This window comes from Acetobacter senegalensis, from assembly GCF_001499615.1.
Lineage (GTDB): Bacteria > Pseudomonadota > Alphaproteobacteria > Acetobacterales > Acetobacteraceae > Acetobacter > Acetobacter senegalensis.
Genome location: NZ_LN606600.1, coordinates 1,827,438 through 1,841,240, shown reverse-complemented (window position 1 = coordinate 1,841,240; position 13,803 = coordinate 1,827,438). Strand labels below are relative to the sequence as shown.

Annotated in this window: 10 protein-coding genes; 4 read left to right on the top strand and 6 right to left on the bottom strand. The window is 52.5% G+C overall.

From position 1 onward, the window contains the following. Positions 1-251: 251 nt before the first annotated feature. Entirely contained in the window at positions 252-1,913 is a 1,662-nt protein-coding gene (locus ASN_RS08345) for an alginate export family protein (protein WP_081473526.1), read from the top strand. 1,301 nt (positions 1,914-3,214) lie between these two features. Then, on the top strand, positions 3,215-5,488 hold the full coding sequence (locus tag ASN_RS08340) for a TonB-dependent receptor (protein ID WP_407922306.1): 2,274 nt from the start codon (positions 3,215-3,217) through the stop codon (positions 5,486-5,488). Positions 5,489-5,548: 60 nt separating this feature from the next. Here ASN_RS08340 and ASN_RS08335 read toward each other — a convergent pair whose 3' ends face one another. Continuing rightward, on the bottom strand, positions 5,549-6,082 hold the full coding sequence (locus tag ASN_RS08335) for a hypothetical protein (RefSeq protein WP_157765153.1): 534 nt from the start codon (positions 6,080-6,082) through the stop codon (positions 5,549-5,551). Positions 6,083-6,387: 305 nt separating this feature from the next. Between ASN_RS08335 and ASN_RS08330 the strand changes: the two genes are divergently transcribed. Beyond that, a complete protein-coding gene (locus ASN_RS08330) occupies positions 6,388-6,693 on the top strand; it encodes a SelT/SelW/SelH family protein (RefSeq protein ID WP_058987884.1) in 306 nt (101 codons plus the stop codon). Between the two features lie 254 nt (positions 6,694-6,947). Here the strand turns inward: ASN_RS08330 and ASN_RS08325 are convergent, their stop codons facing one another. Genes ASN_RS08325 through ASN_RS08305 form a run of 5 tightly spaced genes read right to left on the bottom strand, consistent with a single transcriptional unit; the run spans position 6,948 to position 10,697 of the window. Continuing rightward, a complete protein-coding gene (locus ASN_RS08325; protein ID WP_058987883.1) occupies positions 6,948-7,262 on the bottom strand; it encodes an antibiotic biosynthesis monooxygenase family protein in 315 nt (104 codons plus the stop codon). 12 nt (positions 7,263-7,274) lie between these two features. Beyond that, a complete protein-coding gene (locus ASN_RS08320) occupies positions 7,275-8,093 on the bottom strand; it encodes a heme ABC transporter ATP-binding protein (RefSeq protein ID WP_058987882.1) in 819 nt (272 codons plus the stop codon). Then, positions 8,090-9,100, bottom strand: coding sequence for a FecCD family ABC transporter permease (locus tag ASN_RS08315; RefSeq protein ID WP_058987881.1), 1,011 nt, complete (start codon positions 9,098-9,100; stop codon positions 8,090-8,092). The genes ASN_RS08320 and ASN_RS08315 overlap by 4 nt, the downstream gene beginning before the upstream one ends. Positions 9,101-9,112: 12 nt before the next feature. Continuing rightward, positions 9,113-10,066: a heme/hemin ABC transporter substrate-binding protein gene (locus ASN_RS08310; RefSeq protein ID WP_231948445.1), complete on the bottom strand. Its 954-nt coding sequence runs from the start codon at positions 10,064-10,066 to the stop codon at positions 9,113-9,115. A 46-nt stretch (positions 10,067-10,112) separates the two neighbouring features. Then, positions 10,113-10,697, bottom strand: a complete 585-nt coding sequence (locus ASN_RS08305) for a biliverdin-producing heme oxygenase (RefSeq protein WP_058987879.1) — start codon at positions 10,695-10,697, stop codon at positions 10,113-10,115. 191 nt (positions 10,698-10,888) lie between these two features. Here ASN_RS08305 and ASN_RS08300 point away from each other — a divergent pair, with 191 nt between their 5' ends. Then, on the top strand, positions 10,889-13,195 hold the full coding sequence (locus ASN_RS08300; RefSeq protein ID WP_231948443.1) for a TonB-dependent hemoglobin/transferrin/lactoferrin family receptor: 2,307 nt from the start codon (positions 10,889-10,891) through the stop codon (positions 13,193-13,195). The last annotated feature ends 608 nt before the right edge of the window (positions 13,196-13,803 follow it).

Below are 13,803 nucleotides of genomic sequence, written 5' to 3'. Positions count from 1 at the left end.
GAACCGCCACCTTTCCGCCAATTTGGCGCGTTTTTTGGCTGAATTCAATACAATCATCATAAATCGTTGTTATTTGTATATTGCGTTCATATTCGTGATATGCATATTCTTTTTTGTTACGATTAGATTTCGTTCAATTTGTGTCTACGCCTTTTCTGGAAAATCCCATGGTCGGTTTTCAACCTTCTGCAGTTCAGCGCCTTCTCTCTCTCGCCTCCTCTTCGGCGCTCTGCCTCATGGCGTCTCCAGCCATGGCAGCGCCCCCTGCTTCTGCCGGTCTTTCCACCCCTGCACCGACCCCAGCATCAGTACAAACGGCACCTTCTGCGGCAAAGGCCGCTGCTCCGCTTCCATCCCATTCAGGGGAACAGATCACCGTTCACACCGCACCGTTACCCCACATTGTCCTGTATCCTCACGCAACCCCAACCGGACAGCCTATCCGCACAACCGGGGCGCAAGGACGCTCTTCCGGACGGCAATATGACTGGGGCGTCTTCAACCGGGGTAATGGTGAAGCAGCAGGATTCGGCCCTGTGGGACAATACGGCGTTGCCCCTTGGGCAGAAGACTGGAGCCGCCTGCGTGACAAAAGCAAACGGACCGATCCTTTTGATATTCTGAAATATATCGCCCTGAACAACAGCGGCTCAATCTGGCTCAGTTTTTCTGGCGAGACCCGGTTACGCAACTGGTTTGAAAGCCGTCCCAATCTGGGCACACAGAAAAATAATGATTCCGGCCGCTTCGGCGTGAGAAATCTGTATGGGGCGGATCTGCACCTTGGGTCCCACGTGCGCCTGTTTGGTCAGCTTATCAATGCGGATGCAGGCGGATGGAATGGATACGGGTACGGCACCACTTACAGAAAACGCCTTGATGTCCAGCAGGCCTTCATTGAAACCCGCTGGACCATGCTTGGCGCAAAAAGTGGCTTCATGTTTGGCCGCCAGCAGTTTCTGGATGCCCCGTCTTACATGCTCTACAATCGGGAAACGCCGAACGTCCCGCTCTCGTGGAACGGGTTTCGCGCCTATATGGTCTGGCCGCGCCTGCGCATTGATGGGTGGGATTTTGTCCAGACCAATGACAGCTATACAAAAATGTTTCGGGATACCGAAAACTATAATACCCGCCTTTATGGTTTCAACATGACATGGTCCGCACCGGATGGACATTTCATGGGAGACCGGACCTATTCCTTTCTGGATGCCTTTTATATTGGCTATAAACTGTCCGGCTCCAGCGGTGCCATTGCAACGGCTACCGGTAGCAGCAATGGCTCCAACACCCGCAACAATTTTGGCATCCGCTGGCATGGCATTGCCGGACCTTTTGAATTTTCCCTTGGCGGAATCTGGCAGGGTGGCGTCTTCCGGTATGCCAAAACCAATGAAGCCCGCTCTGTCAGCAGTTATGCCATCAACACCCTTGTCGGATACCGCTTGCCCAAAAATCCGTTCCACACCTTTCTGGGGCTACAGACCGATGTCTATTCCGGGGGAAACAAAAACAAGAATTCCGGCACCATTGGCACTTATATTTCCCCCTTCAATCCGCAGACCAACTATCTGGACACCACAACCTACATGACAGGTTCCAACCTGATCAGTTTTGCGCCTTTAGTGCGGGCTACATTTGTAAAATCTCTCAGCCTGCAAGTTAAATATCCTCTTTTCTGGCGTTACAGCACGCAGGACCCCATTTACCGGTCCTCAGGATTTTATACGTTCGCTCATAATTTTGATGGAAAATTCATCGGCATGGCCCCTCAGGCCTCGCTGACATGGCAGATCACGCCCCATCTTTCCTGGACGCAATATGTGTCCCGTTTCATGACGTCGCACAGCCTCAACCGTGCAGGCGGATCAAGCGCGACCTATTACCAGTCAAATTTCGTCTTCCGGTTTTAACGTGTTCATAGCAGGCACCCCTGATTGCACGACATCCTGTCAGCAAAAAATCAGGGAGATGCCTGCTTGAGCCCTATTCGTAAATTACAAAACCCACTGAAAAATAATGAGCTTTGCGTAGAGTTTACCGCATACTTGAACAGAGAACCTGCAAAACAACATTAGGCGAGACGATGGCCATTGCAGCGCGACCCTCGTACTCTTTCACCGGCACCTGAAACCGGTTGCCCATAAGAATGGCGCTCTCTCAACCCTTCCGGCCTGTCCTAAATGACGCATTAAAGCCAGTACATCCCCAAGGATAGCCGTTGCCAAGCGGCGTTCATCTCTTCTTTCTCTTCACACTATGATCCGCCATCAGCGCTCCGCTTTCCGAAACTGGACGCCGTGTGCACTATCGCCCATCGTTACTAAGCGGTCCCTCACTTTTCCTTCCCGCGACCAGTCACAATACAGTCCGCAAGTCGGGAAGCAGGGCACTCAAGTCCCCTCCACTTATCATTGGTGTGCTGGCACACCACAAACCAATGACAAATGCTTGTTCGGTATTGCAAGCCCAACAACACCATGCCGGATCACATAGCCAGGTTCGTTGAATAACGCCCGCGAGTCATGATGGTGCAAGCCGCTGTTCAATCAGAAGACAATATGAATATCAAAGACCGTTTTGAGCAATATACTCAGATAAACATGGCTTCATTCAGAAAAATTTATATCTAATTGTACAAATAATGGAATATTAACAGAAATAAATATAAATATTGAAAGGAATATTTTAATTATATGAATAGTATTATTAAAACCCCGAACATATCTCCAATCCATTTTTATGGAATACAATATCATCCAGCATTGCCCCACAACCTTTCCCTATGCATCGACCTCTGCATGAAATGCGCCCGACCGACGTCCGCCTCCAATACCTGACCATTTGCACAGGTGCTCCGGGGCAGGAGCCACAGAAACGTCCCGGCTCAGCGGAAAGACTGTTACCAATTTGACACGACCATGCATGAAACACATCTCTGCCCTGATTTCTGTGTGTTCCTTGATGTTGTTTTATCGTAATGATGCGGCCTTGTCATTCTGTGACTTCACGCCCCCATTTTTCCAGCTGATGTGGACAGTACCCAATGCCCTCCTTCATGCGCCGCCTTCTTACAACCTCAGCATTGATCAGCTTTGCCATTCCTGCGGCAAGCGCACTCGCCGCTCCAGCAAGCGTGCAGAGTGATGGAAGCGAAAAACCTGTCCGCCAGGTCAAACCGGCAGTAGCGGCTGCGTCTTCTTCTCAGCCATCGATGATGGGATCGACAGCGCCGACGGATCAGGCACCTGAGAACCTTGATGTCAAAGGGGCGCGGCATCGGTCAGTGGGCGGCGGTCTGATGATCAAGGAAGACGCGGCCAAATCACGCTCCACCGTCACATCCGAATTCATCCAGAAACAGGCCCCCGGCCTGAACCCCATGCAGCTCATTGAAATGCTGCCGGGCGTGAACACCACCTCCACCGACCCGATGGGACTTTCCGGCGGCCATGTCAGCATGCGCGGCCTGACCGAAAGCCAGATCGGCTTCACGCTGGAAGGCTTCCCCATCAACGATATCGGCAACTATGCCGTTTATCCGCAGGAAATCGTCGATCCGGAAAACCTGCGCACCATCAATGTGGAACAGGGCTCCGCCGATCTCGACAGCCCGCACATCAGCGCCACGGGTGGTGCGGTGAACATGTATCTGCTGGACCCCAAGGAGCGTCTGGGCGGCAAGATTGTCGGCTCCTACGGCAACTATAACGCCCGCCGTATTTTCGGCCGTCTTGATACGGGTTATGTCGGCCACACCAATGTGCGCGGCTATGTATCTTTCTCTGATGCTGTCGAGCAGTCCTGGCGCGGTCCGGGCGGCCAGAACAAGCTGCACGGTGAGACAAAATGGGTCAGCGAATGGGGCAAAGGCAACAAGATCTCCTTCTCTCTGGTGGGCAACCAGTCAACGGGCGTGCTGTTCCCCACCACCTATATGGATACGTGGCAGCAGAAGGGCATTCACAATGCCTACGCCTCAAAATGGGATCCTAAAAACCCCAGCTCCAACTATTATCAGTTGCACCGCAACCCCTTCACCAACATCTACGCCAGTGCGCCCTCCACCTTCACCCTGACCGACAACCTGACCCTGACCGAAACCCCCTATTTCTGGTATGGTAACGGCAATGGCGGCGGCGCCTACAGTGAAAGCCTGACAAAGCAGCAGTACGGGTCCCAGGCCATGACGGGCTCCATTGGTCCCTACAATGCGTCCAACACCAGTTCTCTGCTGCTGTATAATCCGTCAAACACGCAGACCTACCGCCCCGGCGCGGTCACCAAGCTGTCCCTGCATACGGGTATCAACCGTCTGTCCATCGGGTACTGGTTTGAATATTCCAAGCAGATCCAGACAGGTCCCTACAGCCTGATCGATTATGCTACCGGCAAACCTGAAGATCTTCTGGGTGGCGGCCCCAACCTGGTGCTCGCCAACGGGCAGACGGCACAGTATCGTGACACGCTGACCCAGACGCGCATTCACACCATGTTCATTGCGGACAGTCTTTCGCTTCTGCACAACCGTCTGACGCTGGAAGCGGGCCTGAAATATACGGTCGTCAACCGGCAGGGCCACAACTTCCTGCCAGACACCTCAACGGGGCCCTATATCAATGGCTCCTGGCAGCAGCCCCTGCCCGCCGCCTCCATCCGCTTCAAGATCAATGACGAAAACCAGCTGTTTGCGTCTTCAACCACAAACTTCCGTATTCCCATGAATACGTCACTCTATGATTCCGGCGCCTATTATGCGGGCAGCGGCTATTCCACCCATGCCAACGCCAACATGAAGCCCGAAATCTCCATTTCTGAAGAATTCGGCTGGCGTTATCAGGGACCGCTGGTGATGAGCTCCATCACCTATTTCCACTACAACTTCACCAACCGCCTGTATCAGCAGACCGTCACCATGGCCAATGGCGACTATTACAGCCAGAGCATCAATGGCGGGAACTCCCATGCTGATGGTGTGGATGTTGAAGTGGGCACCCGTCCCATCCTCTACCACCTGCGTCCGTATTTTTCGGCGGAATACATCAACGCCCGCACAGACAGCAACGTGGCCGCCGGCAGCGGAAGCGACTATGTATTCAGCAAGGGCAAGTTTGCGCCGCAGACCCCCAAATACTCACTGGCCTTCAATCTTGATTACGATGACGGGCACTTCTTTGCGGGATACGGCCTGAAATACATCGCCAAGCAGTATTCCACCTTCAACAATGACCAGCATATTCCGGGCTATCTGACCATGAACGTCAATGCCGGTTACCGCTTCAAGGACTGGGGGATCATGAAATCTCCCACCCTGCGCCTGAACCTGCGCAACATCACGGACCGCCACTATCTTGGCTATGTGAACGGCACCGCCGCCAACGCTCTGGCCACCACCGGCGTGTATGGCACCAAGATCAAGGGAGGCAGCAGCACCTACTCCATCGCAGCCCCCTTCATGGTCATGGGCAGCGCAAGCGTCGATTTCTAAAACGACGTCAACACACAAAAATGCCGGGGAAAAACCCCGGCATTTTTTTTGGCCTATCTTTCAGGAAGCCGACACTATCATGACTTTTACATTCTGTTGTGCATTTCCACTCAACTGCAACACATAGTCTCCAGGTTCCAAAATAAAATCGACCATTTTAACAATGCCTGAGCAGGCGGGGCCATGCTGATGCGCAACTGAATCCAGAGATTTGCCGTCAGACACAACATCAATCCATGCCTTTCCGCCAAGCATGACACGATACGTCTCTTTCTTGGAAATATGGAACCTCACCATTCCAGCAAAATCGAAATGATGTTTTAACGCTCCTGACTGCAAAACGAACTGTCGTTCTGATGCCGGTAGCAACGGCACCTGAGCCGCCTGTCCCAGCGTAAGCGAAAATGCAGAAGAGGTCTTTTGGACCCCGGCAGCCTTCCCCTCGACAGGGTGAGCCCAACCTGCAAGCTCGGGGGGCACTTTATAAGATGCGGCATCACATGTTTCAGATGCGGCAAAAGCGGATGCTTCCGGCACAACCAAACCCATAGCACACAGAAAAAAGACTATATTTTTATGGCTCATGATGACCACCGACTTCCATCACTATTCAGACGGACACAGTAAAGGATCATGAGTTTTTTGTCACAACCAGCACTCTACGACCCATCTCAAAAGCGTGGCTAATAGGCTCTGATGTGCCAGAAGCCATCGTCTTTTTGTATCATCATGACGTCACGTTAGAGCTTCAGGTTCTTTTCACGATCTGACAAACGTCCCTGTCTTTGCCCTGCGTGTTATTCAACTTCCAGAATTTTCTCATCCTGTGTTCCTCCTCATGCTATGAGTCCATTCTGCGTTTACCAGCACCTTCTGGCTGCAAACTGAGTGGTATACCCATGACATCCGTCTCTTCCTCTCCTCCGCGCGTTTCCATTCGCTACTGCACACAATGCAACTGGCTGTTACGGGCTGGCTGGATGGCACAGGAGCTTTTGTCCACATTTGGGCAGGAGTTGGGAGAAGTCGCTCTGATCCCCGATACCGGGGGCCGGTTCGAGATACGCGTGGGCGATCACGTTATCTGGGAACGCAAACAGGATGGAGGGTTTCCTGACGTCAAGGAACTGAAACAACGCGTACGCAACGTGATCGCACCGGAACGTGACCTCGGCCACATTGATCGCCATTCTCATCCGAAGTGATACAAGGGAATGCAATCCCTATCATTGGGGCTCTTTTAGAAACAAAATTTTCCTGTCAGATAAAAATCTTTGATCACTTTATCTTGTGACTGGCTCGTCTTTTCTCGCCTGAATGCACTGACCCTTCATGCCAATAAAGCCACGCATATGTTTCAAACAGCTTCTTTCTGTTTGAATATTTTCAAAACTGACTGATAGCAAAAAGAAGCCTGCTGCATGTTCCAAAAATCACACAGCAGGCAAAACGCAGTTGTTCAGTTCGTAATATTCTGAAGAACCTGGAAGCCTTCAAAAACAGGCGGCCCCACTGTCAGGGGTTTACCTTCCCCCGCATTGGCATGAGCTGCCCGAAACTGTTCGGATTTTGTCCATCCGATAAAGGCCTCGTAAGATTCCCAGACAGTATGAGACGCATACAGGACATACTCCTCATACCGTGGCCCCTGAAGAAACTGAAAACTTTGAAAACCATGCACAGTTTTCAGAAGAACTTCACGATCGAGCCAGCGTTTTTTGAAAGCCTCTTCATGATCTGGATGAACCTTGAAGCGATTCATGGCGATATACATATGGTTTCCTTTTCATATTCGTGAAGATGACTGTTCCATCAGATCGTGGGGTATAATAAACGGACGACCTGTACCAACGTGAGTCACATAATTGCGTGACTGCACGCCAAACACTTCTGCCAGAAGGCGTGTGTTCAGAACTTCAACGGGCTTACCCTGCGCATGCAAGCCCCCCTGGGAAAGCACTGCAACATTATCTGCGCAGGCAGCCGCCCAATTGAGATCATGCAACACCAGTACAATACCCCCACCCTGCCTGGCATAAGCCAGCACGCATTCCATGATCAGTTTTTGGTGAGCCAGATCCTGCGCAGCCAGAGGTTCATCCAGCAACAGAACACCTGCGCCCCGGCTTTCCATTCCGCCCTCCAACTGCGCCAGCACTCGAGCTAAATGCGCCCTTTGCCGTTCTCCACCAGAAAGCGTTGTAACATCCCGTGTCGCAAAACCAGTCAACCCTACGCGATCAAGCACTGACGCTATAATCTGATTCTGCTTTTTTCTGAGGAGATGTTTACCGGTATAGGTTAGCCCCATACCCACCAGATCATGCACAGAAAAGCGCGCTGTGGTGATACATTCCTGCGCCAGAAGCGCACGGTGCCGTGCAAGCTCTATCGCACTGAACTCAGCCATATTGCGGTTGTCCAGCCATACTGTGCCACATGTCGGTTGTACGGAGCCGCTCATCACGCGCAACAGCGTACTTTTGCCTGCACCGTTAGGGCCGATAATCGCCAGAACTTCTCCTGCCCGCACTGAAAGATAGAGTGATTTCAAAAGGGTTTTATTCTGTCGGACAACATGACAGTCTTCAAGACGCAGCTTCATGATACACTGCTCCCTTTATGGGTGCGCACCAGCAGCCAGACAAAAACCGGCGCACCCAATATGGCTGTGATAATCCCGACCGGAACCTCCGCTGGTGCGGCCACAATACGCGCAAGGGAATCTGACAGAACCAGAAGCATGGCCCCCATAATCACACTCCCTGGCAACACCCACCTGTAATCCGGCCCGGTTACCAACCGTACAAGATGAGGCACCACCACACCAATAAATCCTATTGAACCGACCAACGAGACAGACGCCCCGACTGAGGCCGCACATGCCAACATGGCAAACTGCTTGGTTCGCTCTACCGGAAAGCCCATTAAACTGGCATCGGCCTCACCAAGCAGCATGGCATTCAGGGGCTGCGCCAGCCCTGCCGTGCACAGCAGGGAAATGCCAAAAAATGGAAGAACAAGCAGAACACGGAACCAGTTGACACCCACCAGACTCCCCATGGTCCAGAACGTGATGTCTCGTAGGGCCTGATCATTTGCACGAAAAACAAGGATGCCTGTCAGCGCACCACAAAACGCAGAAAAAGCGACACCCGCCAACAAAATAGTACTGATGGATGTTTCTCCCTGCCGTCTGGCAAAAAGATATAATAGCGCCGTTGCGCCAAACCCACCGATCATGCCGCCCAGAGGCAGGCTCCACGCCCCATAGGCGGGCGGAAAAAGATCCGGAATACCACATACAATCAAAAAAGATGTGATCAGACCAGCACCAGATGAAACGCCAATAAGGCTGGGATCTGCCAAAGGATTACGGAATAAGCCCTGCATGATGGCCCCCGCGCCGCCCAGAGCCGCCCCGGCCAAGGCACCCATTACAACACGCGGAGCCCGGATAGAGAGCACAACCTCCCGGTTGAGAGCCTGATGCGCGCTGGAGGATACAAGCACCCATAAGTTAATATGAGTTGCGCCAATATTAAGAGAAAATAAAATGGAAAGAATCAGACATATAAAAACAATAACAAGAAACAGGATTTTTTTATTCATTCTGAAAAAGCTTTAGGCAGGCTTACGAAATACGTTGATTTTCTGGGCCAGCTCCAGCGCAACATGCGGTGTGTCAGGACCAAATCCCAGCATGTGACCACCTTCCATGGGCACAAACCCTTTGCTCTGGCCTGCCGGGGTCTGCATGAAGGCCGCCGTCCCCATTAATTCAGACTGTATCCGTGCTGCACTCTGCTCCATCAGCAACACAACCTGAGGAGCCATGGGAATAAGTGCTTCATCATTCAGCATTTTATAACCATGCATGGTGCCTGCGGCATTTACGGACCCAGTCAGCTTTATCATGCTGTCAGCCGCAGTTCCGGCCCCGGCCACCATGGGGCGTCCATTTTGCATGCTCATAACAAAAATGGCTTTAAGGGGTGGTGTAGGCAAGGTTGCACGCCATTGCGCCAAAGCATCAAAACCCTGGGTTATACGCTGGCACAGGGTTTCCCCCTGCTTTTGACAGGCCACCACATTTGCCAGAAAACGTGTTCTGCTCAGAATTGTTTCTGGAGTAGGGGTTGAATCCACCATAATCACGGGCACGGATGACGCCATAAGCTGTTCAAGCGCGGTTGGTGGCCCGGCATCATTCAGGCTCAATATAAGGTCCGGCTGAACGGATAGGACCCCTTCGGCTGAAATGCTTCTCATATAGCCAAGGGATTTCTTGTTTTTTAAAGCGTCCACCGGCCATGTGCTGGTGGTATCCACCGCCACAATACGGTCCTGCACACCCAAGGCATAAAGTGTTTCCGTAATCGCACCGCCAATACAGGCAATACGCCGTGCTGTGCCCAGAGCAACATGTCTGCCCCGGTAGTCTGTTACTTCTTTTGGTGGCTGTGCATCAGATGATTGTGCGCTGGCTGCCGCTCCGCCAAAAGCAGCAGCCAGCCCCGCCCCCATCCCCACCATCATCATGCGGCGAGAGACAGAGTAGCACGTGACCTTTCTCATTTTAGAGAAAGATGTTCTTTTATAAGGCACGTTCAAAACCATAAACTCACGCCGCCTGCAGGTAGGGTTCGCATCTATCCAGATACTGCGTCACCCGTTCAAACGCAGCTTCCGCATGGCTTATGCAGATCGAGGTATCCAATGGGGCGTGATCAACGGCGGCCTTGAAACTCTGCCACCCATACGCCCGGCCCTGCGCATCCGGCGCAAGGTGTCGGGCGCCAAAACTTTCGGTAAGCCCCATATCCTGTGCACGCTTTGCCAGAATATTCGCCCCCAGCTTTGACCCTTCCGCAACATAGAGCCACCCGATAGCGGCTGAGACACTTCCAGCCACGCGCGGGTTTCTTCTCACCATTGGGTAAGGCACACACAGATCCTGCATATCCCGCTCTACAAGCTCAAGGCGGTTTCTGCTGTCCATATCTGGCACCAGTGCAGCAACATCCGCTCTGGCATAAAGATCTGACACATCCCGATGGAAAAGGTATTGCACGACCAGAAAGACCGTATAGCGCTCATGGCTTGAGAACAGGTCAAGACCCGTCATGCGGTGATCAAGCCGCTCATGCGCTGCGTGGGTGTACTGCCTCAGCACGCTGGTCAGGCCAGTTTGTGAATGCAACGTCATGTGCGGCCCCCTACGGTCTTTTTATTATGAAGGTGTGGCGCCGGACCTGTGAACATATGCCCCCCATACCCGCACTGTGTCCGGCGCCTACCCGATTCTATATCGCAAATGATAATCATATGCAACTAGATTGACAGAGATTTCTCGCGCCTCGTATTAAACGCGAATAATTCTTATTCTCGGAGTCTCTCATGACCAATCGCGCACCAGGAGCATTCTGGCCTCCTCTTCTGATGGCTTCGACTTTCCTTTCCATCTCCGCCGTGGACGCTCATGCGGCTGAGATTTCTCCTCCTCCTGCGCGTCAGGCAGAGGAAAAACAGACCGCACCGGCACAAACCCCCGTCAAGGCAACCGCACAGAAAAGCACCGTAACGCTGCGGCCGGTGCGGGTGCATGGCAAAGCCGACATTATCGACTCAATGAAAATTGATCCCGATGCCGATTACAGCGCCGTTGGCAAACCCCGTGTACTAACAACGACCACAACCATGAAAACGTTCCAGCAACGTATGGTAGATAATTTGTCAGACTATGCACGCCGCGTAGACGCTGCCGTCAATTACAATGCCAGCAATTTCAGTATCAACATGCGCGGGCTGGATCAGAACCGACTGCTGACCACCATTGATGGTGTCAGAACCGTATGGGCCAATGATGGCGCACGCGGCGTGGAAGGCGGTGTTGCCGCGTTTGACTTCAACTCACTTGGGGCGATGGATATTGTCAAAAGTGCTGATTCCAGTTTCTTCGGCACAGGCTCCCTGGGGGGTGTTGTCGCCCTCCGCACACTGGACCCGGAAGATATTCTTAAAAATGGCAAGAATTTTGGCGGCCTGTCCAAACTGACATATGATGGCTCCAGCGAGAGCGCCTACCTGAATCAGGCGCTGGCGGGCCGGTACAAGAACACCGTGTTTCTGGTTCAGGGCGGATACCAGAATGGTAGTGAAATCTGGAACATGGGCAAAACAAGTGGCACAGGCATCACCCGGTCCAAAAAGAACCCGCAATCTTATGATCAAGGAAACTTCCTAGGCAAGATCCGCCATTATTTTGAAGGCGGCCACCGCGTGGGGCTGACCGGCGAGTGGTTTGATCGTAATTCTGATGAAAATACCCTCACCAGTGTCGGTTCCACTTACAGCCGCTATCGCACACGGGAAGAGAACAAACGATCCCGCGTGTCCGCCAATTATGATTATAAGGCCACCAGCCCCACTGCTCTGTTCAGCGAAGGCCATTTTCTGGCCTATTGGCAGCAGATGAACATGATTACGAACACGACCTCCAACCGGCTGAGCGCCCCGGTAGGGGAATATGATCGTGACTCAAACCTTTCTGTACAATCATATGGCGTAACCGGTTCAGCGACCGCCAATCTGTTCACTGGTCCGATCCATCACGCCATCACGTTTGGCGGGGAGGCTTATATGACGGACACCAGCCAATATGCGGCAGGGAAAGACAATTGCACTGCCTCTATTTATTCCTGTAGTTTTCTCCACGTTAACCAGTCTGATATGCCCCGCGTTCATGGGAATGATCTTGGCGCCATTGTGCAGGACCGCATGGGCATTGGCCGGAATGAATGGTTCCATCTTACCCCCGGCTTCCGCTTTGACTGGTATGAACGCAACCCTCAGGCAACAGCCTCCTACACATCCAATGCTGCCTATATGGGTGAACCCAATCGCTCCAGCGGCTCTCATTTCTCGCCAAAAGTTCTGGCAGAAGCGCGTGTCTTGCGGAACCTGACACTTTACGGGCAGTATTCGGAGGCCTTTCGTGCGCCCTCCGCAACAGAGCTGTATCTGACCTACGGCGGAAACGGCAGTTACGTGAATATTGGCAACCCCAACCTCAAACCTGAAACCAGCCGGGGATGGGAAGTGGGCGCACGCTACGGAAATTCTGAAAGAGGCGCGACCATTTCCTTCTATGACAATTATTATCACAACTTTATTGATAACATCACCACCACCGCCGCTGCGGCTGGTATTGGGGGCTATTACCCCATGGGTGTTTTTGAATACGTCAACCGCCAGCATGTGCGGATTTACGGCGTGGAAGCCAGCGCGAACTGGACGTTTGACACCCATTGGCAGGCCTGGACATCCCTCTCCTATGCCGATGGTCGGGACACCGATGAAAAAGTGCACCTGAACTCTGTTGCGCCGTTCCGTGGAATTATCGGGTTTGGCTACAAACAGACCAATTGGGGGGCCAGCCTGTCCAGCACCTTTGCTGCTGCGCGTGACAAAGTGCAGGACCCTACATCCAACAAGAACAAAACGCCCGGCTATGTCATTTTTGATCTGACCGGGTGGTATTCCCCCTCTTTTGCAAAAAATCTGCGCCTGCAGGCAGGCATGTATAACGTTTTTAACAAAACCTATTATAATGCATTGGATATTCCTGACAGCTCTTCCCTGCCCAAAACATACTACACGCAGCCAGGCAGAACCTTCAAAGTCACCGCCCTTATCAATTTCTGAACGCAGAGCCGTTACACCAAGGGGTGCATGAATAAGCCATCCTGCCCCCTTTTTTGCTGAAAGCCTGTTTGAACAGTCCGCGATTGGGAGCCAATGAGAGGTCTTTAAAGCTGAAAGGTAGCTCGCACGACGCGAAGCCATCCTCACGAACATCCAACACACTCCGCACGCCAGAGCTCGCGCATGACCTGAGTGACCTTTCAAACAGCCTTTCTGGCCCACTCCGATCAAGCGCAGACGCTCACCCCAAAGCAAAATAACCTTGAGAACAAGCAGGGGCTGAGAGTCTTTTCAGGTGGCATACTCTCAAGGTGTGCCGCTCTACCTTTACAGGAAAGCTCCATCCTGCCGATGGGGCTCCCTCTACCACACATGCCGTTCTCTTAAGCGTGGTATCAACAAAAGCCGTAACCCCACCCTTGCCTGCAACTCCTCAAATATCCGCAGCACACAGCTCTTTTAGCCCGAGCCCTCCTTGTTACAACAAAACTCGTTGCATTGTCCGGGCAGGCATGACAGAACGGCCAGCCCATTCACTTTATCGTTCCTTTGATGAGCCCCCACAGCTTATGTCATTCACGGCCTGCTTCTTGCAGCACCATTATTCT